Annotated in this window: 25 protein-coding genes; 11 read left to right on the top strand and 14 right to left on the bottom strand. The window is 65.4% G+C overall.

Annotated features, from left to right (window positions below; translation table 11 throughout):
• Positions 1-34: 34 nt before the first annotated feature.
• Positions 35-559 (top strand): gamma carbonic anhydrase family protein, encoded by a 525-nt coding sequence (locus HNO51_RS16335; RefSeq protein ID WP_209537880.1) that lies wholly within the window; start codon positions 35-37, stop codon positions 557-559.
• Between the two features lie 67 nt (positions 560-626).
• On the opposite strand, the gene HNO51_RS16330 is transcribed toward HNO51_RS16335, so the two are convergent.
• Entirely contained in the window at positions 627-2,330 is a 1,704-nt protein-coding gene (locus tag HNO51_RS16330; RefSeq protein ID WP_197448299.1) for an L-lactate permease, read from the bottom strand.
• Positions 2,331-2,676: 346 nt separating this feature from the next.
• Here HNO51_RS16330 and HNO51_RS16325 point away from each other — a divergent pair, with 346 nt between their 5' ends.
• Both HNO51_RS16325 and HNO51_RS16320 read left to right on the top strand, forming a co-directional pair.
• Positions 2,677-3,384, top strand: coding sequence for a glutathione S-transferase N-terminal domain-containing protein (locus HNO51_RS16325; protein ID WP_197448298.1), 708 nt, complete (start codon positions 2,677-2,679; stop codon positions 3,382-3,384).
• Between the two features lie 124 nt (positions 3,385-3,508).
• On the top strand, positions 3,509-3,862 hold the full coding sequence (locus HNO51_RS16320; protein ID WP_197448297.1) for a phasin family protein: 354 nt from the start codon (positions 3,509-3,511) through the stop codon (positions 3,860-3,862).
• A gap of 98 nt (positions 3,863-3,960) precedes the next feature.
• On the opposite strand, the gene HNO51_RS16315 is transcribed toward HNO51_RS16320, so the two are convergent.
• The gene (locus HNO51_RS16315) at positions 3,961-4,572 is read right to left on the bottom strand and encodes a phosphoribosyltransferase (RefSeq protein WP_197448296.1); all 612 of its coding nucleotides are present in this window, start codon (positions 4,570-4,572) and stop codon (positions 3,961-3,963) included.
• A 318-nt stretch (positions 4,573-4,890) separates the two neighbouring features.
• Between HNO51_RS16315 and HNO51_RS16310 the strand changes: the two genes are divergently transcribed.
• Positions 4,891-6,348 carry a uracil-xanthine permease family protein gene (locus HNO51_RS16310; RefSeq protein ID WP_209537879.1) on the top strand — a complete coding sequence of 486 codons (1,458 nt, stop codon included), beginning with the start codon at positions 4,891-4,893 and terminating at the stop codon, positions 6,346-6,348.
• A gap of 70 nt (positions 6,349-6,418) precedes the next feature.
• Here HNO51_RS16310 and uraD read toward each other — a convergent pair whose 3' ends face one another.
• Positions 6,419-6,946 (bottom strand): 2-oxo-4-hydroxy-4-carboxy-5-ureidoimidazoline decarboxylase, encoded by a 528-nt coding sequence (gene uraD, locus HNO51_RS16305; protein ID WP_209537878.1) that lies wholly within the window; start codon positions 6,944-6,946, stop codon positions 6,419-6,421.
• Between the two features lie 134 nt (positions 6,947-7,080).
• Here uraD and uraH point away from each other — a divergent pair, with 134 nt between their 5' ends.
• The 3 genes from uraH to HNO51_RS16290 all read left to right on the top strand — a co-directional run bounded on the left by uraH (position 7,081) and on the right by HNO51_RS16290 (position 9,728).
• Positions 7,081-7,434 (top strand): hydroxyisourate hydrolase, encoded by a 354-nt coding sequence (gene uraH, locus HNO51_RS16300; protein WP_197448293.1) that lies wholly within the window; start codon positions 7,081-7,083, stop codon positions 7,432-7,434.
• Positions 7,435-7,661: 227 nt separating this feature from the next.
• A complete protein-coding gene (locus HNO51_RS16295; protein ID WP_197448292.1) occupies positions 7,662-8,861 on the top strand; it encodes a urate hydroxylase PuuD in 1,200 nt (399 codons plus the stop codon).
• Positions 8,862-8,984: 123 nt separating this feature from the next.
• Positions 8,985-9,728 carry a GntR family transcriptional regulator gene (locus HNO51_RS16290; protein WP_197448291.1) on the top strand — a complete coding sequence of 248 codons (744 nt, stop codon included), beginning with the start codon at positions 8,985-8,987 and terminating at the stop codon, positions 9,726-9,728.
• Positions 9,729-9,771: 43 nt separating this feature from the next.
• Here HNO51_RS16290 and HNO51_RS16285 read toward each other — a convergent pair whose 3' ends face one another.
• The 3 genes from HNO51_RS16285 to HNO51_RS16275 all read right to left on the bottom strand — a co-directional run bounded on the left by HNO51_RS16285 (position 9,772) and on the right by HNO51_RS16275 (position 13,864).
• On the bottom strand, positions 9,772-11,739 hold the full coding sequence (locus HNO51_RS16285; RefSeq protein ID WP_209537877.1) for a tripartite tricarboxylate transporter permease: 1,968 nt from the start codon (positions 11,737-11,739) through the stop codon (positions 9,772-9,774).
• A gap of 72 nt (positions 11,740-11,811) precedes the next feature.
• The gene (locus HNO51_RS16280) at positions 11,812-12,906 is read right to left on the bottom strand and encodes a type 2 periplasmic-binding domain-containing protein (RefSeq protein WP_209537876.1); all 1,095 of its coding nucleotides are present in this window, start codon (positions 12,904-12,906) and stop codon (positions 11,812-11,814) included.
• 73 nt (positions 12,907-12,979) lie between these two features.
• Positions 12,980-13,864, bottom strand: coding sequence for a fumarylacetoacetate hydrolase family protein (locus HNO51_RS16275; RefSeq protein WP_209537875.1), 885 nt, complete (start codon positions 13,862-13,864; stop codon positions 12,980-12,982).
• Between the two features lie 156 nt (positions 13,865-14,020).
• Here HNO51_RS16275 and HNO51_RS16270 point away from each other — a divergent pair, with 156 nt between their 5' ends.
• The gene (locus HNO51_RS16270; protein ID WP_197448287.1) at positions 14,021-14,797 is read left to right on the top strand and encodes a FadR/GntR family transcriptional regulator; all 777 of its coding nucleotides are present in this window, start codon (positions 14,021-14,023) and stop codon (positions 14,795-14,797) included.
• A gap of 105 nt (positions 14,798-14,902) precedes the next feature.
• Here HNO51_RS16270 and HNO51_RS16265 read toward each other — a convergent pair whose 3' ends face one another.
• The 3 genes from HNO51_RS16265 to HNO51_RS16255 form a co-directional block, all read right to left on the bottom strand.
• Positions 14,903-16,360: an NCS1 family nucleobase:cation symporter-1 gene (locus tag HNO51_RS16265; protein ID WP_197448286.1), complete on the bottom strand. Its 1,458-nt coding sequence runs from the start codon at positions 16,358-16,360 to the stop codon at positions 14,903-14,905.
• 70 nt (positions 16,361-16,430) lie between these two features.
• Entirely contained in the window at positions 16,431-17,807 is a 1,377-nt protein-coding gene (locus HNO51_RS16260) for an NCS1 family transporter (protein ID WP_234283701.1), read from the bottom strand.
• A gap of 119 nt (positions 17,808-17,926) precedes the next feature.
• A complete protein-coding gene (locus tag HNO51_RS16255; protein ID WP_197448285.1) occupies positions 17,927-18,673 on the bottom strand; it encodes an aspartate/glutamate racemase family protein in 747 nt (248 codons plus the stop codon).
• A gap of 592 nt (positions 18,674-19,265) precedes the next feature.
• Here HNO51_RS16255 and puuE point away from each other — a divergent pair.
• The 3 genes from puuE (at position 19,266) to HNO51_RS16240 (ending at position 21,899) form a co-directional block, all read left to right on the top strand.
• Positions 19,266-20,198, top strand: a complete 933-nt coding sequence (gene puuE, locus HNO51_RS16250; RefSeq protein ID WP_209537874.1) for an allantoinase PuuE — start codon at positions 19,266-19,268, stop codon at positions 20,196-20,198.
• A gap of 188 nt (positions 20,199-20,386) precedes the next feature.
• Entirely contained in the window at positions 20,387-21,220 is an 834-nt protein-coding gene (locus tag HNO51_RS16245) for a bifunctional allantoicase/(S)-ureidoglycine aminohydrolase (protein WP_209537873.1), read from the top strand.
• A 190-nt stretch (positions 21,221-21,410) separates the two neighbouring features.
• Positions 21,411-21,899: an ureidoglycolate lyase gene (locus HNO51_RS16240; protein ID WP_209537872.1), complete on the top strand. Its 489-nt coding sequence runs from the start codon at positions 21,411-21,413 to the stop codon at positions 21,897-21,899.
• 63 nt (positions 21,900-21,962) lie between these two features.
• On the opposite strand, the gene HNO51_RS16235 is transcribed toward HNO51_RS16240, so the two are convergent.
• The 5 genes from HNO51_RS16235 to HNO51_RS16215 all read right to left on the bottom strand — a co-directional run bounded on the left by HNO51_RS16235 (position 21,963) and on the right by HNO51_RS16215 (position 26,349).
• Positions 21,963-22,649, bottom strand: coding sequence for a GntR family transcriptional regulator (locus tag HNO51_RS16235; RefSeq protein WP_234283700.1), 687 nt, complete (start codon positions 22,647-22,649; stop codon positions 21,963-21,965).
• A 64-nt stretch (positions 22,650-22,713) separates the two neighbouring features.
• Positions 22,714-23,484 carry an aspartate/glutamate racemase family protein gene (locus tag HNO51_RS16230; protein WP_197448281.1) on the bottom strand — a complete coding sequence of 257 codons (771 nt, stop codon included), beginning with the start codon at positions 23,482-23,484 and terminating at the stop codon, positions 22,714-22,716.
• 38 nt (positions 23,485-23,522) lie between these two features.
• Positions 23,523-24,803: a TRAP transporter large permease gene (locus HNO51_RS16225; protein WP_197448280.1), complete on the bottom strand. Its 1,281-nt coding sequence runs from the start codon at positions 24,801-24,803 to the stop codon at positions 23,523-23,525.
• Positions 24,800-25,354 carry a TRAP transporter small permease gene (locus HNO51_RS16220; RefSeq protein WP_209537871.1) on the bottom strand — a complete coding sequence of 185 codons (555 nt, stop codon included), beginning with the start codon at positions 25,352-25,354 and terminating at the stop codon, positions 24,800-24,802. The genes HNO51_RS16225 and HNO51_RS16220 overlap by 4 nt, the downstream gene beginning before the upstream one ends.
• Positions 25,351-26,349, bottom strand: a complete 999-nt coding sequence (locus HNO51_RS16215; RefSeq protein WP_209537870.1) for a TRAP transporter substrate-binding protein — start codon at positions 26,347-26,349, stop codon at positions 25,351-25,353. Before HNO51_RS16215 ends, HNO51_RS16220 begins: the two co-directional genes overlap by 4 nt.
• Positions 26,350-26,499 lie beyond the last annotated feature (150 nt).

Raw genomic sequence — 26,499 nt, 5'->3', positions numbered from 1 at the left:
ACCCCGGGGAAGGCAAGGCTCAGGAGGAGACGCAATGGCGATCTACCAGTACGGCGAACATCGTCCGCAGATCGAGGCGGACGTCTACGTGGCCGAGACGGCCGATGTGATCGGCCAGGTCACCCTCAAGCGGCAGGCCAGCGTCTGGTACCAGGCGGTGCTGCGCGGCGACACCGACCGACTCGAGATCGGCGAGCGCAGCAACATCCAGGACGGCGCGGTGCTGCACGCCGACCCGGGCTATCCGCTGACGGTCGGCAGCGACGTGACCGTGGGGCACCAGGCCATGCTGCACGGCTGTACCGTCGGCGACGGCAGCCTGATAGGCATCCAGGCGGTGATCCTCAACGGCGCCGTCATCGGCAAAAATAGCCTCGTGGCCGCCGGAGCGGTGGTCAAGGAGGGCGAGAACTTCCCAGATAATTCGCTGATCGTCGGGGCGCCGGCGCGGGTGGTGCGAGAGCTCTCGCCCGAGGCGATTGCCGGGCTGGCGCGAAACGCGGCCGGCTATGTCGAGCGCGGTGCACGCCACACCCGCGAGCTCAAGCGTATCGACTGAGGAGGCCAGAAACGAACGAAGCCTCCCCGCCGCAGGGGCGGGGAGGCTTCGCCTGTGGTGGGGTGGCTCAGCCGCCGACTTGCAGCAGCGGGTCCGATACCCCGAGGACGTAGAAGGCGATCAAGCCGATCGCGCCGGCGAACACCAGGTAGTAGATCGTCGGCAGGATGGTCTTGCGGATCGTCTCGCCCTCGCGTCCAAGCAGGCCGACGGTGGCCGAGGCCGCCACCACGTTGTGGATGGCGATCATGTTACCCGCGGCGGCCCCCACGGCCTGCAGCGCCACCATGAAGGCGGTGGAGAGGCCGAGCTGCTGGGCGACGTTGAACTGGAACTCGGCCAGCATCAGGTTGGAGACCGTGTTGGACCCGGCGATGAAGGCGCCCAGGCCGCCCACGGCGGGGGCGAAGAAGGGATAGACGCTACCCACGCTATCGGCCACGAACTGGGCCATGGCGACCGGCATGGACACCAGGTCGGCGGCGTTGACGCCCGAGTTGATCAGGATGCGTACCATGGGGATGGTGAAGATCAGCACGAAACCGGCGCCGAGCAGGGTGCGCGAGGATTCGCCGAAGGCGGCCTTGAGTTCCCCGAGGCGCATGCGATGCAGCACCGCAGTGACCAGCACCACCATCAGCAGGATGCCGCCGGGCAGGTAGAGCGGGGCGATGCTGCCGGACACGCCGGCCTCGCCGAGGATGTTGCTCCAGCCGAAGGTCCAGGCGTTGAGCGCCTCACGCAGCGGATCGACGACGCGCGAGGCCACCAGGAACAGCGCCAGCAGCACGTAGGGCAGCCAGCCCATCCAGGTGGAGAGCGGCGTCTTGCCGGCGATGTCGTCGATCTTGATCTCGATCTTGCCGATCCAGCCGGCCGGCCAGGCGTCGCGCTCGGGGAAGTCCCAGGTATCCTTGGGCAGCAGGAAGCCGCGGCGTGCCGCCGGCACGACGATGGCGAGCCCCACCATGGCGCCGATCATCGAGGGGAACTCCGGCCCCAGCAGTACGCCCGCCAGGGCATACGGCACCACGAAGGCCACCCCGGTGAAGAGGGCGAACGGGGTGATCGAGAGCCCCTCCTTCCAGGAGCGGTTGGCGCCGAAGAAGCGCACCATGATGACTACCATGATCAACGGCATCAGGATGCCGACGATGGCGTGCACGATGGCGACTTCCGCGGCGATCAGGCGGAAGTACTCGAGCCAGGTGAAGCCGCCCGCTTCGAGCTGCTCGGTGATGGCGTTCATGTTGACGCCCCCGGACACGCCGACCACGATCGGGGTGCCGACCGCGCCGAAGGAGACCGGGGTGGATTGGATCATCATGCCGACGACCACCGCGGACAAGGCCGGGAAGCCCAGCGCCACCATCAGCGGGGCCGCCACCGCGGCGGGGGTGCCGAAACCCGAGGCGCCCTCGATGAAGCAGCCGAACAGCCACGCTACGATCAGCGCCTGTACGCGGCGGTCGGGGCTGATGCCCGAGAAGCCGTTGCGGATCGCCGCGATGCCGCCGGAATGCTTCAGCGTATTGAGCAGCAGGATGGCGCCGAAGATGATCCACAGGATCGAGACGGTCAGGATCAGACCCTGGAACGTTGAGGCCAGTACCCGGTTGAAGCTCATCTCCCAGGCGAACAGCCCGATCAGGGCGGTGACCACGAAGACGATGGGCATGGCCGTTCTGGCCGCCATGCGAAAGCCGATCAACAGCACGCCGGCCAGTATCAATGGCGTAAAGGCGAGTAGTGCTAGGGTTGTATCCGTCATGACGTTTCCTCGGATTTCTCCTTGTTGGACTCCGGAAGGCGAAGGGCACCCCCTGCCTTTGCCGGCCAGGCACGCAACGATACGAAGAGCGCTGGAAAGTTGCCATCCTTGGGTCATTGGTCTTACCAATATCTGGCGGAGCGGCAAGACCGCGACATTACTCTTTTATGAAAGAAAAACAAGCTATTGCCTGGCTGCGTGGCGTTCGATCATGCGCCACGAGGCCGTTCGTTATTAGACTAATGGACAGGCTCAAGGCCTCGGCTCGGCCGTGGTCGGCGCAGTTGGCAAGCTGCCGAGAAGGCTGGCACTATCCGGGGACCACACCACGTTCCAGGAGACGTCCATGGCCAGGGTTCTCTTTGACCTCTGCGGTATCGACGAAGATCTGCGCTTTTCCCCCTACTGCTGGCGTGTTCGCTATGCACTCGCTCACAAGGGGCTCGAGGCCCAGACGCGCCCTTGGTATTTCACCGACAAGCAGGCCCTGGCATTCGCCGATCACGACAAGGTGCCGGTCCTGGTCGATGGTGACGAGACGGTCACCGACAGCTACGAGATCCTGCGCTACCTTGACCGTACCTACCCCGAGGCGCCCCTGCTGGGCGATGGCATGGCCGAGGCCCGGGCGCGCTTCTTCAAGCATTACGCCGAACGGGCGCTACAGCCGGCGATGATGAGAACCATCATCATGGATCTGCTCAACGCCATCGATCCCAGGGACCGCGACTACTTCCGCACCAGCCGCGAGAAGCGTTTCGGCCGTTCCCTCGAGGAGTTCCATTCGCCGGCCAAGGGGCTGGCCCAACTGGATGCCGCGCTGGCACCGTTGCGCGGCCAGCTGGAAGGCAGCGACTTCCTCGACGGCGCGGCGCCTGCCGCGGCCGACTACCTGGTGTTTGGCGCCTTCATGTGGGCGCGGGTGGTGTCGACTGCCGACCTGGTGTCGAATGCCGATCCCGTCTACGGCTGGATCGAGCGTATGCTCGATCTCCACGACGGCCTGGGACGCAAGGCCATGCGGGTCACCGACATCGAGGGCGCCTATCGCTGAACGGGCGGCCGCGGGGGAGCCGATGTGGGGCGCGAAAGAATGTTGCATTGCACAAAAAGAGCTGCTATGTTGCATTGCAACAAGGCGCGATCCTGCCTTGGCAACGCAACGTAGGAGGTGTCTCATGAGCAAGACCCAAGACAAGGCGACCCAGCAGTTCGAATCCCTGTTCTTCGCCCCGGCGCGCGCCTATGGCTCGCTGACCCTGGAATACTACGAGAAGCTGCTGTCGGCGCAGCTGGACGCTTTTCGTAGCTACTCCGACCTGAGCCTGGCACAGGCCCGTGCCTGGGTTGACGTCAAGGACTCCGAGGGCCTCAAGCAGGTACTCGAGACCCAGCAGAAAGCCGTCAAGGAGCTGGGCGAGCGCCTGCAGGGCGACACCAAGAAGGTGGTCGACCTGAGCCAGGAGTTTCTGCAGAAGGGTCAGCAACTGACCGAGCAGAACGTCAAGGCGGCCAGCGCCGCGGCCAAGTAAGTCGCCGCACTGCCGTTGACGAAGAAGGCCGCCGCCCCGCTGGGACGGCGGCCTTCCTTATGGCGCCATGAAAAGAGTTCCGCCGCCAGTGGGTGGCCTCATTCGCCAAGCAGTTCCAACACCTCCTCCTCCTCGACCTGGCCGAAATCGGCGTAGAACTGGCCCACCGCCATGAAGCGTGGCGGCACGTCCAGGCAGACCACCTCATCGGCGATCGCCTCCAGCCGGGCGACGGCACTGGGGGAGGCCACCCCCAGTGCCGCGACAAGCCGTGCGGCACGGCCGTGCAGGGTCTTCAGCGCAGCCTCCATGGTCGCGCCGGTGGCACTGCCGTCGTCGACGACCACCACCACACGCCCCTCGGGCGGAATCGGCGGGCGAACCGGGCTATAACGCTGGCGTCGCTCGGCGAGCAGCTTGCGCTGCTGTTCCGCCTCACGCTCCACCGCCTCAGGCGTGAAATGGGACGCCGCCGCATCGAGCTTCATGGTGCCGTCCTCACTGATGGCACCGATGGCGAATTCGGGGTTCCCGGGGGCGCGTATCTTGCGCACCAGCACGACGTCGAGCTCCCCCTCGAGGGCATCGGCCAGGTAGCGCCCCATGGGTACCCCACCACGAGGAATGGCGAGCACCAGCGGATTGGAACCCTTCAGGTGTGCCAAGCGCTCGGCAAGTAGCTCTGCCGCGTCCAGTCGATCACGAAACATGTCGCTCTCCTTTACCTCCGCTGCCGATTTTCCTCCCAGTGTAGCTGGCCCGTTCTCGGGAGAGGGCGGTGCCAGGCGGCTGGATCAGGGGAAGAGCGAGAAAGAGGTGGAAATAATTTCTGTATACAATAAATTGATGTACTGTCGCCCATTGGTGTGCGATTTGGAATACATTTTTTTGACCGATTGGACAGGAAGTGCGAGTCGCAGCGGGCGCGGTTAACTCGGTGTGTATTGGAAAGCTTCTGGCCGCAAATTCGAACAAGTCACGGTACTGGCTTTCCGTATACAGAAACACAACAACGACTGGATGGATCCATGCGAAAGATTCAGAGCACTTCGATTTTCGACTTCCATGGCCGGCCTTCGCTGACAACGGCCTTGCCCCTGTCGCTGCAGCACGTGCTGGCGATGATCGCCGGTGTCATCACGCCCCCCATCATCATCGCGGGAGTGGTAGGTGCCACACCGCAGGAAAAGCTCTTGCTGATACAGATCGCGGTGCTGGCCTCGGGGGTCTGCACCCTGTTCCATCTGTACGGTGTCTGGAAGTTCGGCGCCCGCTTGCCGGCCATCTTCGGCGTCGGCTTCGCCTACGTGCCGACGCTGATCGCCGTCGGCGGCCAGTTCGGCATCGGAGGGATCCTGGGGGCACAGCTCATCGGCGGCGTCACCATGATGGTGGTGGGGTACTTCATTCAGTACGTCCGCCATCTCTTCCCCCCGGTGGTCGCCGGCACGGTGGTGCTGGTCATCGGCCTGTCGCTCTACGATATCGCGGTGCGCTACATGGCGGGCAGCGGCAACGTCGACGCTGCCGACTTCGGTGCGCCGCTGAACTGGGGCGTGGGTCTGGTGACGCTCGCCACGGTGCTCGCCGCCTCGCAGTTCGGCAAGGGGGTCGTCAAGCTCTCGGCGATCATCGTCGGCATTCTCGTCGGCTACGGGCTGTCGTTGGCGCTGGGCATGGTCAGCTTCGCGTCGGTGGCCGACGCCGACTGGGTGGCGGTGCCGACATTCATGCCCTTCGCCATGGAGTTCCATGCCTCGGCGATCGTCGCCATGGTGGTGATCTGCGTGATCAACTCGGTGCAGACCATCGGCGACCTCTCGGCGACCACCGTGGGCGGTATGAATCGCGAACTCAGGACCCGCGAGCTGACCGGCGGCCTGCTGGGCAACGGCCTGACCACGACGGCGAGCGCCTTCTTCGGCGCCCTGCCCACCTCCACGTTCAGCCAGAACGTCGGTATCGTCGCCATGACCCGGGTGATCAGCCGCTTCGTGCTGGCGCTGGCCGGCGGCTTCATGCTGTTGGCCGGCCTCAGCCCCAAGTTCGGCGCGCTGATGACCACCATTCCCTATCCGGTGCTCGGCGGGGCCACCATCACCGTGTTCGGCATGATCACCATGACCGGCATCAAGCTGCTGATCAAGGACGAGCTCTCCGCCCGCAACATGACCATCGTGGGGCTGGCCCTGGCGCTCAGCCTGGGCATCGCCGAGGTGCCCGCGGCCATCGAACGCTTCCCCGAGTGGCTGCAGAACGTCATCGGCGGGGCGCCCATCGTGGTGGCCGCCATCACCGCCTTCACCCTCAATCTGGTGCTGCCCAACACCACCCTGGCCGACGAGGCACGTGAGCGTGAGGCCATGGCGTGCGACGACGCAGGCGAGGCGCCCGGCGTGGGACGCCAGGAGGCGGGGGAAGTCTCCCGGCCCGGGCGCTCGCGGCTGGACGACGAGGCGACGCCCGACGGGGCCAGGGGCGGTTAGGGAATGAGGCCGCGACCCGGGGGTGCCCCCGGGCGCGGCATCGGGCCGTGAGGAGAGAGGCCGGGCCGGGTCACTTCTCGACGCGGGCTTCCAGGCGGAAGCGGGCGATGCGGTTGATCTGTTCGATGGCGGTGCGGCGCTCCTCCTCCGGCGAATTCTCCAGCCGGGTCTCGAAGGCGGCGAGGATGGCGTGGCGGTCACTGCCCTTCACAGCCATGACGAAGGGAAAGCCGAACTTGTCCTTGTAAGCCGCATTGAGGCGCTCGAAGCGAGCCATCTCCTCAGGGGTGCACTGATCGAGCCCGGCGCCAGCCTGCTCACGCGTGGAGTCGTCGGTCAGCTCCCCGGCGATGGCGGCCTTGCCGGCCAGGTCCGGGTGGGCGCGAATCACCTCGAGCTGGCGCTCCGGCGTGGCGCTGCGCAGCGTCTGGCCCATGGCCTCGGCGAGGCCGGCGGGGGTGTCCTGCGCCGGCTGCAGGCCGCGCTCCCAGGTCAGCGCCGCGACCCAGGGGGAGTGCTCGTAGATGTCACCGAAGCGGGTCACGAACTCCTCGCGGTCGAGCGTGCTGGGGCGCGGCGCCAGTGTCTTGTCGTTCATCCTGTTCTCCTTGGTCAGAGCTGCAAGGGTATTGCTCGTGGCGTGCCATGATAAAGTGTATACAAAAAATCTTTGAAATGTACCAACGAAAGCGCTAAAACTGTCTTCATATGGCCGACAAAGGGAGTAACGAAATGGGACGACTGACCACCCACGTGCTGGATACCGCCCAGGGGCGCCCCGGCGAAGGCATCCGCATCGACGTCTATCGCCTGGAGGGCGAGAGCCGCTCGCTGCTGAAAACGGCGACCACCAACGACGACGGTCGCTGCGATGCGCCCATCCTCGAGGGCGACGACTTCAGCGTCGGCGAGTACGAGCTGGTCTTCCATGCCGGCGACTACCTGCGCCGGCAGGGGGTCTCGGCGAGCGAGCCGCGCTTTCTCGACGTCATCCCGCTGCGCTTCGGCGTGGCCGACGCCTCGCAGCACTACCACGTGCCGCTGTTGGTGTCGCCGTATGGGTACTCCACCTACCGCGGCAGCTAGGGAAACGCTGATCAATGGCTGCGCGGGCGAATCACTGCGTTGCGCGGTGCCGAAGCGTCGGACCGTCGGAATCCTCACCTATACCCCATAGGCTCCGGTTTCTGCGCGCCGTGCGCCTTGTGCTTCATCCCGCTCGCAAAATTGATCAACGCTTCCCTGGCGCTTGATTTGAAAACTGGCTGCGCTCCGCCATGCGGCGTCAACAACAACTAAGCTGAGACAACCTGATGCAAGCTTACCTGCTGGAATTCGTCAATTTCATGCTGCGCTGGCTGCACGTCATCGCGGCGATCGCCTGGATCGGCGAATCGATCTACTTCGTCATGCTGGACAACGGCCTGCGCAAGCCCAAGGCGGCCGAGGATCGCGACAAGGGTGTGTTCGGCGAGATGTGGGCCGTGCATGGCGGCGGTTTCTACCACAACCAGAAGTACGCCACGGCCCCCGCCAAGCTGCCCGAGGACCTGCACTGGTCGTTCTGGAAGGCCTACACCACCTGGCTGTCCGGCTTCGCCCTGTTCGTGCTGCTGTACATGGCCAACCCGAGCTTCTATCTGGTCAACCCCGACAGCGACTGGAGCTGGGCCGCCAACCTGAGCGGCTGGCAGGCCAACCTGCTGGCGCTGGCGTTCCTGCTCGGCGGCTGGGTGGTCTACAACGAGCTGTGCAAGCGCATCAGCCCCAACATGGACCGCGACGGGGTCCTTAGCCTGGCCGTGGCGGTGATGATGGTGGTGGTGGCCTATCTCAGCGTGCAGCTATTCTCGGGGCGCGCCGCCTTCCTGCTGACCGGTGCCGTGATGGCCACCGCCATGTCGGCCAACGTCTTCTTCTGGATCATTCCCGGTCAGCGGCGCATGGTGAAGGCCATGAAGGCGGGCGAGGCGCCCAATCCGCTGGACGGCAAGCGCGGCAAGCAGCGCTCGGTTCACAACACCTACTTCACCCTGCCGGTGGTGCTGCTGATGATCAGCAACCACTACTCCTTCGTCTACAACCACGAATACGCCTGGGTGCTGATGGCGCTGTTCATCTTCGCCGGTGCGCTGATCCGCCAGTTCTTCGTGCTGATGCACGCGGGCACGATCCAGCCCGCCTATCCGGCCGTCGGCGTGGCGCTGATCGCCGTGGCCTTCTGGGCCGGCATGCCGGGAACGGGGGCCTCGCCGGGCGTCGAGGGCGAGGGTCCCAGCCTGGCCGAGGTCGAGGCCATCATCGAGTCGCGCTGTGTGGCCTGTCATTCGGCCAGCCCGACCCAAGAGGGCTTCGGCTCGGCGCCGGCCGGCGTGGTCTACGACACCACGGCACAGATCGAAGGCCACCGCGCCAAGATCCGCGAAGTGGTGGTCAGCAGGTACATGCCGCTTGGCAACATGACCGGTATGACCGACGAGGAGCGCGACGCGATCGCCGCCTGGTCGGAGTGAGAAGGCAGGCGGCAGCACCCGCATACGGCCCGCCGGATGGCGGGCCGTATGCGTCCTGGCGGGTTCGATAGTTGGATGACTATGTATACAATGGCAGAAGGGCTCAGACCAGGAGGGAGGAACATGAACCAGCGGCAGCGCCTGGCCGATGGCGAGGCGGGCGAGGGGAAGCCCCGGCGCCTGGGCAAGAACGGTGATGGGGCGGAGCGCCACGAGGCGATCTACCGCACGATCAGCGATGCCATCATCGAGCACCGCCTGCGCCCCGGTGCGCGTCTGCGCGAGGATGCCCTGGCCGAGGTGTTCGGCATCAGCCGCACCGGCGTGCGCAAGATCCTGCAGCGCCTGGCTCTGGAGCAGCTCGTGACCCTGACGCCGAGGCGTGGGGCCAGCGTCACGCGGCCTACCGCCGACGAGGCCAAGGATGTCTTTGATGCCCGCCAGATGGTCGAGTGCGGCCTGATGCCCGAGGTGGCCCGCCGCATCAAGCCCGAGGACGTGCGTGAGCTGCGCGACATGGCCCGGCGCGAGCGCGAGGCGCTCAAGTCGGGCGAGCAGAGCCGCGCGATCAAGCTCTCCGCCGCCTTCCACGAACGCCTCGCCCAGCTCTCCGGCAACGCCACCCTGGCCGCTTTCGTCGGCCAGCTCTGCTCGCGCTCATCGCTGATCCTGGCAGTTTACGGCAGTTCGGGGCATCTGGGCTGCGAGTCCCACGACCACGACGACCTGATCGGCTTTCTCGAAGCCAAGAATGGCGAGCGGGCCACCGCCTTCATGAGTCGGCACCTCAAGGCCATCGAAGCCTCGCTCTCGATCGTCGAGGAAGAAGAAGAGACGCCGGACCTGCAGCGTATCTTCGGTGCTTGAGGAGATATTCGATGCCGCTCATGGCGCGGTGTATCGCATCCGATCACCACGGCATGGGCAGGTTCAGTAGCACACCCTGGGGCGGCGTGGAGCGCATCATGGCGAACATGCCTTGAGCGACGGCATAGACCGCAAGCCCATAGAGCAGGGCGGAGTTCCAGCGCATCCTGGCACAGCCGATGAGCAGCCAGGCCAGCAGCAACGGCGTGGCCAGATTGAACCCGATCAGCCACATGGCGATGCCGTACAGCAGAATGCCGCCAAGCACGGGTAGCTCTTTGCGGCTGGCGAGGTTCGCCACTGCTCCCTGGCGACGCATCCGGACCAGTTGGCGTCCCAGCAGGTAGAGGCTGAGCAGCAGGCCCGGCACGATCCCCAGGCTCGGCATCAGCCGCGCATTGGGTCGAAAGCCGAGCATCTCCACCAGTGCATAGCCGAAGACCGCAACCATCAGCAACACCATGACCAGGACGACGCTGCTGTCATGGCTCGCGATCTCGCCGCCATCCGCTGCGGTTTGAGGCTGCGGTTCGTCGTGGCCGGCGCTCCACCGCTGGCGCAGCCGGCGCACCACGTTCAACACCAACGGAATCACAATCAGCGAGGCGATGATCAGCACCCCGGGGCGTGTCAGCCAGGTGAAGCCGTGGATCTGGGTGGTCAGCCAGAAGTACTGCTCCATGGGCGTGGCCAGCACGAAGCCGACCAGCACTGGGGCGCGTGGGACGCCGGCATTCTTCATCAGCCAGCCGAGGATGCCGAGTGCCAGCAAGGCGAGGATGTCGCCGAAGGTCCGGGTACCCTGATAGGCGCCGGCGACCATGATCAACAGCAGCGGGGCGGCGATCAGCGCGAAGTTCACCCGGGTCAGCCGGGCGATGTAGGGCGTCACGGCGAAGCAGATGGCGGCCCCCAGCACCGAGGCCAGCGCCACGCTCCATACGATCATGTACATCAGGTCCGGCGACTCGCTGACCATGCGTGGGCCGGGATAGAAGCCGAACGAGAACAGCGCGCCGAGGAAGATGGCGGCGGCGGGCCCGCCCGGTACGCTGAACAGCATCGTAGGCACCAGGTCGGAGATGATCGTGGCGTTGTTGGCCCCTTCGGCGCTGGCCACGCCGCGGATCTCGCCCTTGCCGAAGTTGCGCTTGTCCTTGGTGGAACTCAGGGCGTGGCCGTACGCGATCCAAGTGGAGGCGCTGGCACCCACCGCAGGCACGAAGCCGCCGAAAATGCCGATCACCGAGGCACGGCAGACCAGCCAGCGGTGGCGCCAGAACTCGCAAAAGCTGTCGCTCCACTTGCCCAGGGGCGTCGGCTTACCGGCAATGCCGCCGCCCGCGGCGACCATGCCGATCAGTTCGGCCACGGCGAACAGCCCGAGCGCCACGATCGGCAGCGACAGGCCATCCATCAGGTAGGACTGGCCGAAGATGAAGCGATAGTTGGCAGCGGCTGGCGCGGCACCGACCACGCCCAGCAGGATGCCGAAGCAGGCGGCGGCGAGGCCCACGGCGAGATCCTTGCCGACCATGCTGGCGGCAAAGCAGAGCCCCACCAGGGCGAACATGAACAGCTCCGGCGTGCCCAGCGCCAGCACCAGCGGCCCGGCGACGGGAATCGCGACGGAGAGAATCAGGGCGCCGAACAGTCCGCCGACCATCGACGCGAGGAAACCGACGCCGAGCGCCAGAGACGCCTTGCCCTGTTTCGCCAGCGCATGACCTTCGATAGCGGTCGGCGCCGACGCCGGTGAGCCCGGCGCGCCGAGCAGCACCGAGGTAATGGTGTCGGCGGTATAGATCACCGAGATGGCGCCGAGCAGCATAGCCAGGCCGGCGTAGCCATCCATCAGGTAGATGAACGGGAGCAGGATCGACACGGCGGCGACCCCACCCAGCCCCGGTAACATGCCGAAGATCATGCCGGCCAGCATGCCGACGAAAAGCGCCAGCAGCCGGACGGGCTGGAACAGCAGATCCAGGGCCGAAACGATATTCTCGAACACGTTGTGGTTCCTTGACTGGCGCATCGAACGCGGCCAGCCCCGGCAGGACGGCTGGCCGCTTCGGCAATGAGCTCAGAGCTCGACGTCGTACTTGTTCGACAGCAGGTCGCGCAGGTAGTCGCGCACGTCGTCGGAGGGCTGCAGCGAGGCGCCCAGCGCGTCGGCGACGGTCGACGCCGGCAGCAGGTCGTAGCCACCCACGGCTTCCTCGCTCTTGGACTGGTAATCGGGATCGTCATTGATCGCGGCGATGGCTTCCTCGAAGACCTCCATGACCTCGTCCGGCGTGCCTTTTGGCAGGTAGGCGGTCAGGCCAAAGTTGAAGGTAGTCGCGCCTATCGCCTGGAAGGCATCCCATTCCACGCCGGACGGCGCCTCCCCGTTCAGCTCCTCGTACACCTCGTAGACCGAGGGGTAGTCGGGGAACGCCGGGTCCCGAGCGCTGAGGGTGCCGTCGTCGCCCACGGCGCCGCCGGACATGATCGGCACTGCGCTGCCGGCCTCGACCATGTCCACCACCTGCGACATGTAGGCAGGCGTGAACTGGAAGTCGATGTTGGTTTCACCGCGTTCGAAAGCCAGGCGGGCAGGGCCACGGCCATCGAAACCAAGAACCGTTTGCAGGTCCAGCTCCAGAAGCTCGAAGGCCAGCAGCACGGGCAGGTCGCTGGCGGCGGCCGCGATGCCACCGTAGATCAGCGGCATGTTGGGAGAGTGCAGGTCCGCCGGTGTTTCGATGCCGGTGCTCGGCGAGACATAGATCACGGCACCGAAGGGCAGGCTGAAGGCCGGGCGCATCGCGGCCAGGTCGTACTCCACGGCCTCCATGCCCAGCACAAAGGGGTTGGAGGTGGAGGAGGTGGTGAATAGAATCGTTTCGCCGTCCGGCTCGGCATTCTGCTCAAACCAGTTGGCGCCGAGGATCGAGCCGCCGCCTGGGCGCGTGTTGACATTGACCTGCGGGTTCCCCGGCAGGTGCTCCTCCAAGAAGGGTTCTAGGAACTTCGCGGCTACGTAGGCGGCGCCGCCCTCGCCAAACGGCACCACCATCTCGATGGATTTGCCGGCGTAGTACTCCTCCGCCATGGCGGGGGCGACGGCCAGGCCGCCAGCAGCGACCAGCGCGGCGGCGGTGATACTCTTCAGTGGGGTTTCGGGAATGGTCATGGCGTGCTCCTGTGTTGTTGTTGCGCTCGATGGCGACTTGTGAGACCGATTGCCGGTGCTGAAGCCTGGCCGGTCAGTCGCCGACCCGGTTTTCCAGTACTCCCATGCCCTCGACCTCGATGCGCACGCTGTCGCCGCTGTTGAGGAACCTGGGCGGAGTGAAGCCGATACCGACGCCGACCGGGGTGCCGGTCAGAATCACGTCGCCGGGCTTGAGTTCGATGCCGGCGGAGAGGGTCTCGATCAGCGTGGGCACGTCGAAGATCAACTGATCGAGGCGGGCCTCCTGGCGCAGTTCACCGTTGACCCAGCACTTGATGGAGGCGCGATCGCGGTCCACTTCGTCGGCGGTGACGAGCCACGGTCCCATCGGGCAGAGGCCGTCCAGCGACTTGCCGAGATGCCACTGCTTGTGCTTCTTCTGCAGATCGCGGGCGGTGACGTCGTTGGCGATGGTGTAGCCCCAGACATGGTGGTAGGCATTGTTCTTGGTGATGCCACGGCCGCCCTTGCCTATGATGACGGCGAACTCCGCCTCGTAGTCGAGCTGATCGGTGATTCCGGCGTGGCGGGGAATGTCGTCACCATGGGCGATCAGCGTGTTGTAGGCCTTGGTGAAGATGATCGGATGCTTGGGCACCACGTCGTCGGCAGTGGTGCTGCTGTCGAAGCCGGAGCCACTGAATTCTGCCGCGTGTTCGAAGTAATTTTTGCCGACGCAGAACATGTTCCGATGAGGGTGGATGGGGGGCGCGAGGCGAGCGGCTTCGAGGAGGCGTCCTTCCCCCCTGGGCGCTATCCGGGGGACCAGTGATGCCCAGTCTTGAATCAATTGCTGCATGTCGCCCTGGAACTCGGGCACCAGCTCGTCCAGCGGCCAGTAGCGCTGGCCTGCAGCGTCGACCAGGGCGACGCGGGGCGGCTGGTCAGGCGCCGGCCGCAGCGTGGCGAATCTCATGAAATTGGATCTCCATTGGTTGTTTTTGGTCCTGCATTGTCCGAGGCTAGAAGCAGATTGGTACTTAATCAAGCCGAAATCTTTGTCCTGAGAAACCAAATGGGCTAGATTCTGCAAGTATTGGACTCGTATGAAGTACATTGATAAGGATGCTCAGTGAGCGAAAGGCCGGTATCTACCAATCCAGCTCGGAGCCCATGGGACTCGCTAGCCGAGAGCGACATCCGCTCGGACGGGGCCAAGGCCCTGGCTCGCTACGTGCAGGGTGAGATTGCCAGCGGCCGCTTTCCTCCCGGTCATCGGCTGCCCACGGAGCGTGAGCTTAGCGAACGCTTTGGTGCCTCTCGCGGTGCGGTGAGGCGGGTGCTGGGGCACTTCAAGTCGCTGGGGGCGATCACCCAAGTCGTGGGCAGCGGCACCTTCGTCAGCGAACGCGCCGCTGAGCTGCTTCCCGAACCCAGGAGCAGCGCTTCAACGGCGGTATCGACGAGCGCCGGAAGCATGGTGAAGCAGGTGAGTCCGGCGCAGTTGATGGATGCCCGAGTGCTGATCGAGCCCCAGATGGTGGCATTGATCGTGCGCTTCGCCACGGCCGCCGATTTCGCTCGCATGGATGAATGTCTTGAGCACTCGGAATCGGCCGACAGCATCGAGGCCTTCGAGCATTGGGACGGTGCCTTACATCAGGCCTTTGCCGAAGCCACCCACAACAGTTTCTTCCTGCGTATCCTGGAGTTGACCAACATGGTGCGGGAGGAGGGCGAATGGGGGCGGCTCAAGCGGATCTCACTGACGTCCGAGCGACGCAGGCGCTACGAGACGCAGCATCGCGCCATCGTGGCGGCCCTGCGTGACCGCGACGAGGAGGTGGCTCGCAGCCTGCTCGAGGAGCATCTGCTCGAGGTGAAGCAGAATTTGTTCGGCCGCGGTTGAAAGCTCTGGGGCCCGCCTCGTGGAAAGCCGCCGGATGTCCTTACCCGGGGTATCGGAACGGAAGGCGCCCCCGGCCAGGCCGGAGGCGCTTTTTGCCAAAGTGCTTTAGATAGCCGGCGTTGCAGCCGCCGGGCGGTGGCTCAGCATCAAGCCGTAGTAGAAAGCACCGCCGAGCGCGGCACCAATCATCCAGCCATAGCCGCCGAGGCTGGCTAGCGCCGGCACCAGCACGGTAGAGATCGAGAACAGCGCAGCGCAGCCGAAGGCCATCAGCGCCCGGGTATTCCAGCCCTTCACGTAGTAGTAGGCGCTTCCCGGCTCGGAGGAGAACAGCTGCTGCATGTCGAGGTGCTGACGCTTCACCAGGTAGTAATCCACCACGATGATGCCGTAGAAGGGCGCGACGATGGCGCCGAGCGCGTTGACGAAGCCGGGCACGCCGATCTGGCTGATCACCGAGACCCACAGCGCGCCGACGAAGAAGGCCACGATGGCGGTGATCAGGCCGCCCACCTTGAAGCTGATCTTGCTGGGGAAGAGGTTGGCCAGGTCGTAGGCCGGCGGGATGAAGTTGGCCACCAGGTTGATGCCGACGGTGGCGGCAAAGAAGGTCAGCGCGGCGACGATGGTCAGCGGCAGCGAGTCGACCCGCTCGACGATGTCGGCCGGGTTGGTCAGGGCGTCGCCGAACAGCACCAGGGTGCCGGCGGTGATGATCAGCGCGATGAACGAGAAGAAGGCCACGTTGAGCGGCAGCCCCAGCAGATTGCCGAGCTTCATCTGGCGTTCGGTCCTGACGAAGCGGGTGAAGTCGCCGAAGTTGATCACCACCGCCGCAAAGTAGGCGACCATGGTGCCGACGATGGCCAGGAAGGCGGCTACGGCGCTACCGCTGCGATCGGCGTCGGCGCTGAAGATGGTGCTGATGGCCGGCAGCAGCTCATCGCCGGCCTGGTACCAGACCACGATCATCAGCGCCACCATCACCACGTAGACCAGCGGGCCCGCCCAGTTGAGGAAGTGCTTGATGCGTTCGATGCCCTGCCAGAAGATCGCGATCTGGAACAGCCAGACGATCACGAACGAGATCCAGGCCACACTGGAAAGTCCCAGGAAGGTAGCCCCATTGCCGGCGCCGAACAGCGCGGTGATCAGCAGCGCTACCGCGGTGGAGGCGAAATAGGTCTGCACGCCGTACCAGAAGATACCGATGATAGCGCGCAGCATGGCCGGGAGGTTGGCGCCGCGCACCCCCATGCTGGCGCGGACCATGACCGGGAAGGGGATGCCGTACTTGACGCTGGGCTTGCCGGTCAGATTGACCAGCACCATGACGATGACGCCGGCGAGAATGATCGCCGCCATTACCGCCCAGCCGTTGAGCCCATAGCTCAGGAACAGCGAGGCCGCCAGGGTATAGCCGAACAGGCTCTGGATGTCGTTGGACCACACATTGAAGATCTCGAAGGCCCCCCAGTTGCGGTCCTTGTGTTTCAGTGGGGCGAGGTCGGCGTTGTAAAGCGTCGGATCGATACGCTGGATGTCCAGCTCGTTCTCTTTCATCGTCGTCACCGTTGTTGTCATGGGGCGTCGCCCTTCCGGCATGGCCGGAGGGCGACGGGGCAGCGATGGATCACTGACGGAAGCGCTGGCAGGGGGCCCAATGCTTCATTAGCAGATAATAGGTCAGGCCGGCCGGGATCAGGCTGGCGTACCACGACACGGCGGAGAATGTCAGCGCCGCTGCGATGCCCACGGCGGTGGCGACCAGTGCCGCTTTGTTGACGCCCTGGTAGGGGCCGTTCTCGTCGTAGAGCTTGCCGAGGTCCAGGGTGCGGCGGCGAATCAGGTAATAGTCGACCACCAAGACGGCGAAGATCGGGCCGAGGAAGGCTGAGTAGGTCTGCACGAAGAGCTGCAGGCCGGCCGCGGAATCGGGCTGCACCAGCTTCCAGGGGAAGGTGGCGAAGGCCAGCAGGCCGACGATGACCGAAGAGGTGGTGAACTTGAGCTTGAACACGTCCATCAGCACGTAGGTCGGCGGCACCACGTTGTTGAGCACGTTGGTGGTGACCTGGGCGAAGGCGATGAACAGCAGCGTGGTCATCAGCAGCGGCGTGTTGTCTACCGCGTTGGCAAAGACTTGGATGGGGTCGGCGGTGCCGGTGGCCTCGGAGACCATGTAGCCGATCAGGCCCATGAACAGCGTGCAGGGCAGGATCGACATGGCGTAGATGGTGGTGAGGATCCCCGGGCCGGTGCCCTCCTTGTGCTCGCGTGAATAGTCGCTGACGTTGAGCATCATGGTGCTGTAGATGCCCAGGAACAGCATGGTGGCGCCCCAGAACGGCATGCCCCACGAGCCTTCCATGGTCAGCAGGCTGGTCGAGAGCTCATCACCGTAGCGCTGCACCGTGGCATAGAACATGTAGACCAGCGAGGCGAGGATGAAGGCGCTGCCGATGTTTTCCAGCCACTTGATGCCCTGGAACCCCATCACCGAGAGACCGATCTGCAGGAACTGGAAGGCGATGAAGTAGAACACCAGATTGTCGAAGCCGAACAGGGTGGCCGAGACCATGTTCAGCGCCCCGGCGCCGATCCAGCTCTGGAAGCCGTACCACACCACCGCGGGAACGGCCCGCACCAGGCCGGGCAGCCGCGTGCCGGCGAAGCCGAAGGCGCTGCGCGCCTGCACCATGAAGGGGATGCCGTACTTGTAGCCGGCGGCGCCATTCAGCGCCAGGGCGATGCCGATCACGAAGCAGCCGATGGCGATGGCCAGGGTCGCCTGGATCAGGTTGAGGGTGCCGACCACGCTGGAGCCCATGGCGAAGGTGCCGATCGACACGCAGCCACCGAACCAGGCCAGGAAGTAGGAGGTGCGCCCCATGATGCGGGTCTTCTGCGGGGCCAGCGACTCCTCGCCCAGTGCCTTGGTGGCGCCTGACTCGGCCGCCGCCAAGGAGGCTGGGTCGGCCGCCGTGCTGTGTGGGGTGGGGTGTTGCATGGGTCTGTCCTCGCAAGTCGTTGCTCTGTGTTGTGGTTGTGCCCGATGCTGCTCTTGGGCTTTGTGGCGAGACGTGCTCAAGGCGCGTTGTTATGAGTGTCGTTGTCGGTCAGAGAGTCTCAGAGCTCGGGTGTGAGATTCGAGTACCTCTCGAAGCGTCCGCTGAAGGCCTTGGGCCGCGGGAAGGCCAGGTCGCCATGCTTGCTGGTACCGAGCCCGAGGCCGACGAGGGCCTCGGCCAGCTTGACCGCGGCCGTGACACCCTCGATCACCGGCAGGCCGACCTCGCGGGAAATGGTCTCGGTCAGGTCGGCCATGCCGCCGCAGCCCAGCACGATGGCGCCGATACCATCTTCGTCGCGGGCGCGGTGGCACTCGTCGATGATGCGTGCCAGCGCCGCCGTGCCGTTCTCCTCCAGGTCGAGCACCGGTATCTCGGCGGCGCGGATCCGGCGGCAGTGATGGCGGAAGCCGTACTGCTCGAGCAGGTGCTCGGCGATGATGGCGGTGCGCGACAGGGTGGTCACCACCGAGAAGCGCGTGCTGATCAGGCTGGCCATATGGAAGGCCGCCTCGGCAATGCCGATCACCGGGGCGCGGGTCAGCTCGCGTGCGGCCAGCAGGCCCGGATCGCCGAAGCAGGCGATCACGTAGGCGTCGGTGGCCTCCCTCTCGCCTGCCAGTACCTCTTCCGCAACGCCCACCGCGCTGATGGCTTCGTCGAAGTGGCTCTCGATCGACACCGGGCCATCGGCCGGCTGGGTCGCCACCACGGTGGTGCCGGGTGCCGCAACGCGTCGTGCCGCCTCGCCGATCTTGTCGGTCATGGCGGTCGTGGTGTTGGGATTGATGAGGCGTAGGCGCATCGCGAACTCCGAACTTTTCTTGTGAACAATAAAAAATCTCTTTGTACACAAAATAGACCTGGCGCCACTACGACGCAAGGATTTCCTTCGGTTCCCGAGATTTCAGATATAGGTTTTTATTTTCAATGGTTTATATCTATATCGAGGCACTTCGTGACACACCTGGCCTCTTAGACAAAGGTAGAGAGCAAGGGGGTTGAAGGCGAAGTGACGACTTTATCTTCCGTAAAGTGTATACATTCTGATCTTCAGTATGTTGGCTGACTCGCTGCCGGGTGTCCCGGCGTCGAGGTGCCGGCCTGCCGCCAGCGGGCAGTTTGGCTTTCAGGGTTGCAGTGGTCGCGAATTTTTGTATACAAAGAGGGTTCGGCGTGACAGGATTTCGGCATCTGGCGGGCTGTTATGCAGGCGTCAGGGACGGATAAAACCGCCGGACGTAACCGCTGACAAGGCCGCCGGCGTATGGGTGGGACAGCCTGTTGCAACCTTTGTGGATACAGTCTATTTTCTGTATTGTATACACTTTGTCAGGCAGGGCCGCTTCGGCAGCAGCTAGCACCACCCCCTGCCAACGAGAACAAGAGGAAGTGCCATGCGTGATAGTCATGACTATCCCCGCGACCTGATCGGCTACGGCCGTACCCCGCCCCACGCCAACTGGCCGGGGCAAGCCAGGATCGCCGTACAGTTCGTGCTCAACTACGAAGAGGGTGGGGAGAACTGCGTCCTGCATGGTGATGCCGGCTCCGAGCAGTTCCTCTCCGAGATCATCGGGGCGGCCGCCTATCCCGATCGCCACCTCAGCATGGAGTCGATCTACGAGTACGGCTCGCGTGCGGGCGTGTGGCGCATCCTGCGCGAGTTCGAGCGTCGTGGCCTGCCGCTGACGGTGTTCGGTGTGGCCATGGCGCTGGAGCGCCACCCCGAGGTGGCGCACGCCTTCAGGGAGCTGGGCCACGAGATCGCCTGCCACGGCTATCGCTGGATCCACTACCAGGAGGTGCCGGAGCACGTCGAGCGCGAGCACCTGCAGCGCGCCATGGAGATTTTCCAGCGCCTCTACGGCGAGAAGCCGCAGGGTTGGTATACCGGCCGCGACAGCCCCAACACCCGGCGCCTGATACTCGATGAGGGCGGCTTCCTCTACGACAGCGACTACTACGGCGACGACTTGCCGTTCTGGAGCCGGGTGACCGACAGCCAGGGCAGCGAGCACGACCACCTGATCGTACCCTATACCCTGGACAGCAACGACATGCGCTTCGCCGCCCCCCAGGGCTTCAACACCGCCGATCACTTCTTCACCTACCTGCGCGACGCCTTCGACGTTCTGTACGCGGAAGGGGAAGAGTCGCCCAAGATGCTCTCGGTGGGCATGCACTGCCGGTTGCTCGGGCGCCCCGGCCGCTTCCGCGCCCTGCAGCGCTTCCTCGACCACATCGAGGCGCACGATCGGGTGTGGGTGACGCGGCGCATCGACATCGCGCGACACTGGATCGAGCACCACCCGGCGCCGGCGCGCTGACGTCTAATCCCGACAAGGCAGCCTGGCTGGCTGACGAGGGGCGCCGGGGACAGACCGAAGAGGAGGTCATTTGCCATGGTTGGCAAATGTAGCGCCCAGGGATGGGTTCACAGCGCCTCCTCGAAGGTCTGTTCCCGGGGTAGCCCCGAGAGCGGCTAAGGTTGGCCCAATCTCATCAAGGACCTCTCATGAGCCAACGCACCTATTACGCCCCCCACGGCGGACACCCGCCCCAGACCCAGCTGCTCTCCGACCGGGCGGTGTTCACCGAGGCCTACGCCTTCATCCCCAAGGGGGTGATGCGCGACATCGTCACCAGCAACCTGCCGTTCTGGGAGCAGACCCGGCTGTGGGTGCTGGCGCGCCCGCTCTCCGGCTTCGCCGAGACCTTCTCGCAATACATCATGGAGGTGGGGCCCGGCGGGGGCAGTGAGAAGCCCGAGCTCGATCCCGCCGCCGAGGGGGTGCTGTTCGTGTTGGAAGGCGAGATGACGCTGACCATCGCCGGCGAGCGCCACGAGATGACGCCAGGCGGCTACGCCTTCCTGCCGCCGGGCTGCCACTGGCAGCTGCGCAACGAATCCGCGGCGCCGGTGCGCTTCCATTGGGTGCGCAAGGCCTACGAGTTCGTCGAGGGCATCGAGGTGCCCGAGGCGTTCGTCACCAACGAGAACGACATCGCGCCGAGCGAGATGCCGGACACCGAGGGGCGCTGGGCCACCACCCGCTTCGTCGACCCCGGCGACGTGCGCCACGACATGCACGTCAACATCGTCACCTTCCAGCCCGGGGGAGTGATTCCCTTCGACGAGACCCACGTCATGGAACACGGCCTCTATGTGCTCGAGGGCAAGGCGGTGTACCACCTCAACCAGGAGTGGGTCGAGGTCGAGGCGGGGGATTTCATGTGGCTGCGCGCCTTCTGTCCGCAGGCCTGCTATGCCGGCGGCCCGGGGCCGTTCCGCTATTTGCTCTATAAAGACGTAAACCGCCACGCGGCGCTGCGGCTTGGTGCTCGCTAAGGCGTAGCGGACTTGCATTAGTATTACCGAGTTTTTCCGAATCTCAGCGACGTTAGGGGCGCCGGGGGCAGGCCGAAGAGGAGGTCTTTTGCCAGGAATGGCAAAAGTAGCGCCCAGGGGTGGGTTCACAGCGCCTCCCCGCAGGCCTGCCGCCGGAACAGCCCCGGTGTACTGCACTCGAGGGGCTAACATGCTGGAGCTCAAAGCCGAGCCGTTGACGCCTGAGGCCTTCGCGCCCTTCGGCGATGTCATCGACACCCGCACGGCGGACTACTTTCACATCAACGCGGGGCGCACCCGGCGCTACCACGACCTGGCCAGGGTCGAGACCCTGGGCGAGCAGGCGAGGGCGCTGATCAGCATCTTCGTCAGCCAGCCCGTGTCGATCCCGCTGGAGCTCGACTTCCTCGAGCGCCATCCCCAGGGCAGCCAGGCCTTCATGCCGCTGCACGAGGAGCGCTTCGTGATCGTGGTGGCGCCGCCGGGCGAGACCATCGACCCGGCCGAGGTGCGCGCCTTCGTCACCGACGGGCGCCAGGGCGTCAACTACCGCGCCGGCACCTGGCATGCCATCCAGTCGGTGCTCGAGCGTGAAGGGGAATTCCTGGTGTTGGATCGCGGCGGTGAAGGCAACAACTGCGACGAGTACCCGCTGGCGCTGCGCGTCACCCTGGACTGAAGCCCGGGCGAACGATGCGCCGATGACTCAGCGAGCCCACCGCGAGGAGGCTCGCCGGGCGCGTCAGTGGCGAGGGCGGTTGATGGCGGCGATGGCATCGCCGGTGTGCTGGACGTGATCCGCCAGCAGGCGGCGGGCGAGGTCGCTGTCCCGGGCCTTGAGCGCTTCCAGGATCTCGCGGTGCTCACGCGTGGACTCCTCCCAGCGCCCGAGATGATCCAGCGCCAGGTAGCGTGCCCGCTCCAGCCGGCCCAGCAGGCTGCGGTGGGTCTCCTCGAGCACCGGGTTCTTGGCCCCGGACACGATCAGCCCGTGAATGCGCTGGTTGAGCTCGAAATAGGCGTTCCGGTCGCCCTTCTCCAGCAGCCGCTCCAGGCGCTCCTGGAGCGTCTCCAGCCGCTTGAGTTCGGTGTTGGTCATGCGCTTGGCGGCGAGGCTGGCGGCCAGGCTCTCCAGCCCGGCTTCCACCTCGAAGAGGTGCTTCAGCTCCTCCGGCTCGATCAGCGAGACCTGGGCATTGCGATTGCGGCGCAGGGTCACCAGACCGTCGGCGGCCAGCATCTTCAAGGCCTCGCGCAGCGGCGTGCGCGAGATGCCGAGCTGCTCGCACAGCTCCGGCTCGCTGAGGCGCTGGCCGGGTGCCAGGCGCCCATGAACGATCAAGTCGTGCAGCGCCTCATAGGCTTCCTCTGCCAGCGAGGGGGTCGTGATGCGTCGTCGCCCGAGCAGGGCGGCACCTTCCATCGTCATGTCTTCCATTCCTCTCTGCTGAGGAGACGGGTCGATTGTCTCCGAATTGTCGCGCGGGACACAATCAACCGAGCGTTGACACGGGGGCTGCCGTGCGCCGTCCCATGAGCCTGGCGAGCGGCTCGGGAAGCCCCTGGCAGGGTTTCTCGGGGGGCGGTGCGAAGCTGCCGGCGGTAGGGGCGGCGGCGCCGAGGTCGACCATCGCCTGGGCCTGGTGCATCGCGCAGGTGACACCGTCCAGGGCAGGCACCGGCAGGCGCTCGGCGACGCTGCGCGCCAGGCCCGCCAAGGGGGCGCCGGCAAGGATCAGCACGTCTGCCCCGTCGTGGAAGACCGCGCGCTCCGCCAGGGCGACCAGGCGCTCCCCTTGGTCCTCCTGCACCGTGCCGATGTGAGCGAGCGGCTCGTCGAGGGCGCGGATACTGGCCAGCCGCTCGCTGAACCCGTAGGCGGCGATGGTTTCGCGGTACCAGGCCTGGATGCGCTGGGAGATGGCGATGACGGAGAAGCGGCTGCCTCGCTGGCAGGCGCTGACCAGCGCCGATTCGGTCATGCCCGCCACCGGGATCGGCAGGATCTCGCGCAGCGCGGCAAGGCCCGGGTCGCCGAACGCCGCGACCACGACCGCGTCGTGATCGGCGTAGCGCTCGGCGGCGACCTGCATGGCGGCATAGCCGCCGACCTGGGCCTCGGCGCGCGTTTCGATGTAGGCCACCCCGAACGGGGCGGTGGCCAGGGTCAGCTCGGTCCCCGGTCGAATGCTGCGACGCGCCTCGGATTCGATCAGGCGAGTCACGTCGCCCGAGATATTGGGGTTGATGACCAGCAGTTTCATGGCGTGTTCCTTCAATCGTTATGGTTATGGGGCAGACGTCAGTAGCCCAGGGCGCGAGGCAGCCAGGTAACGAGGCCCGGGAAGGCGATGCAGGCGATCAGCACGGCATACTGGAAGACGATGAAGGGCCAGGCGCTCTTCATCAGCTCGTTGAGGCTGATTTTGGAGATCCCGCACATCACGAACAGCAGCACGCCCACGGGCGGCGTCATCATGCCGACCACCAGGTTCATCACGAACAGGAAGCCGAACAGCAGCGGGTCGATGCCGTAGGCCAGCGCGATGGGGGCCAGCAGGGGCACCAGCATGATGTAGGCGGCGTTGGATTCGATGAACATCCCCACGCCGATCAGCAGCGCCATCACCAGCAGCAGGAAGACCAGCGGATCCTGGGTGAAATCCTGCAGCCAGCCGGTCAGCTGCATGGGGATCAGGTCGAGGGTGAAGGCGAAGGTCATGGTCGAGGCGAAGGCGATCAGGGCGCCCACCATGGCGGCGGTGACGGCGGCGTTGAACATCGCCCGAGGGAGATCGGCGAGGCGCAGTTTGCGGGTCACGAAGAAACCGACGAACAGCGCATAGACGACGGCGATTGCGGCTCCCTCGGTGGGAGTGAAGGCGCCCGCGACGATGCCGCCGACCACCACGATCGGCATCAGCAGGATCGGCAGGGCGCGCCAGGTCTGCACCAGGACGTGCTTGAGCCCGATCTCGCCGCCGGCCAGCGGGTAGCGGCGGCGCATGGAGATGAAGGTGGCCAGGCCCATGAAGCCCACCGCGAGCAGGATGCCCGGCACCACGCCGGCCATGAACAGCCCGCCCACCGAGACCGAGGAACCGGCCATCAGCGCATAGACGATCATGGCGTTGCTGGGCGGGATGATGGCGCCCAGGTTGGCCGCCGAGGCCACCACGGCGCTGCTGTAGCCGGTGTCGTACTGCTGGCGCATCGACGGCACCAGCGAGCTGCCCAGCGCGCTGGCGCTGGCGACGGCGGCACCGCTGACCGCGGCCAGCACCATGCCGGCGACGATGGCCACGTGGGCCAGCCCGCCGTGCACGCGGCCGATCAACGAGTTGGCGAAGTCCACCAGGCGCTGCAGGATGCCCGCCGCCACCATCAGCTCGCCGGCCAGCATGAACAGCGGGATGGCCATCAGCGGGAAGCTGTTCACCGAGTGCATCATGCGCTGGGGCAGCACCGAGAAGTCCATGCCGCCGACATAGAGGCCGACCAGCGAGGCCAGGCCCAGGGCGAAGGCCAGCGGCATGCGCAGCAGGGCGAGCCCCAGGAAGGAAAAGACGATGGCGGGTGTCATGAGTCGGCTCCTTGGGGTCGCTCGGGCGCGCTGGGCAGCGGCTCCAGGCGCAGGGCCTGGGCCACCAGGTGCAGGCAGCTGTGGCCGGCGCAGACCAGCACGGCGATGTAGAAGACGGCGGCGGTGACGGGCAGCGTCGGCATCAGTTCCTGCCACTTGCTGGCCGCCGCGCCGAGGCTGACCCAGAACAGGGCGGCCATCATGGCGGCGCTCAGCCAGGCCATCAGCTGGGCGAGCCGCCGCTGCAGCGAGCCGGGAAGATGGGTCACCAGGGCATCGATGCCCACGTGGATGCCGACCTTGATGCCATGGGGGATGGCCAGAAAGATCGCCCACACGAAGCACAGCCGGGAGAGCTCGTCGGCCGAGTCGATGGAGTTCGACAGCACGTAGCGGCTGAATACCTGGGCCGAGACCAGCAGCGTCATCATGCCCATGGCGACCAGAATGGCGTAATAGGACGTCCGGTCGAGAAGCGCCAGACCATGCAGGAAGTGGCGCTTGACCGGGCTGGAGGCGCTCGCCTCCAGCCGTTGCCAGGCGGGTGTCATGCGTCGAGCTCCGCGAGCACGCGATCGACGATTTCGGCGCCGATCTTGTCGCGCAGGTCGCCGACAACCCCCTGGCTGGCTTCGCGCAGGGCGGTCCGGGTCGCGTCGCTGATGGGGGTGAACTCCATGCCACGCTCGATCAGCGCCTGGCGCGCGGCCTCGTCCTCCTCGGCGGCGGTCTGACGCTGCCAGGCGACCGCCTCGTCCATGGCCGTGCGTACCGCCTGCTGGTGCTCTTCGCTCAGGCTCATGAACGTGTCGCGGTGGGTCACCACCACGATGAAGTCGTAGAAGTGCCCGCTGTCGGAGAGGTACTGCTGCACCTCGTCCATGCGCTTGGTGCTGATGATGCTGTAGGGGTTCTCCTGGCCGTCCAGCACGCCCTGCTGCAGTGCGCCATAGACCTCGTTGATGTCCATCGATACCGGGCTCGCGCCGATGGCACGGAAGGTGTCCAGGTGGGTCTCGTTGGGCTGCAGGCGAATCTTGAGCCCCTGGAAGTCCTCGAGCGTCTCGAGCGGGCGCTCGCTGTTGGTGACGTGGCGGAAGCCCAGCTCCATGTAGCCCAGCGCGGTGAAGCCCTTCTCGGCCAGCTTCTCGTCGAGGAGTTCCCCCACCTCGCCGTCGATCAACTGGAAGGCCTCGTCGCGGCTGTCGAAGGCGAACGGCAGGCTCAGCGCCTCGAGTTCGGGCACGGTGCGCGAGAGGTAGGAGATGCCGATCCAGGTGCCGGCAATCGACCCGGTGCTGACCTGGTCAACGTTCTCGCTGGCACCGCCCAGCTGCATGTTGGGGAACAGCTGGGCGTTCAGATCGCCGCCGGTGCGCTCGGCCAGGGTGTCGCGAAAGACCTCCATGGCCCGGCTGCTGGAGTGATCGTCGGTGAAGTTGCCGCTGAATCGCAGGGTTTCGGCGCCGGCCAGCAGCGGGGCTCCCAGGCCCAGAGCCAGCAAGACCGTAGCGGAGCGACGGGCAAGGCGGGTTGTTGTTGTCATCCGAGCTTCTCTCTCTTCACGTTTGGGTGGACGTCGCCCGTCGATCCTGGGCGACTCTTGTGAACCTTAGGGCAAAATCTATCAGAATACAAAATACTGGATACCAAATTTTTTATTTACTATAAAAATCAGTCAATTAAGTATTAAAAT

The organism is Billgrantia sulfidoxydans, from assembly GCF_017868775.1.
GTDB lineage: Bacteria > Pseudomonadota > Gammaproteobacteria > Pseudomonadales > Halomonadaceae > Halomonas > Halomonas sulfidoxydans.
Note: the sequence above shows the minus strand (reverse complement) of the source record. Positions and strands in the feature narration are given on the sequence as shown.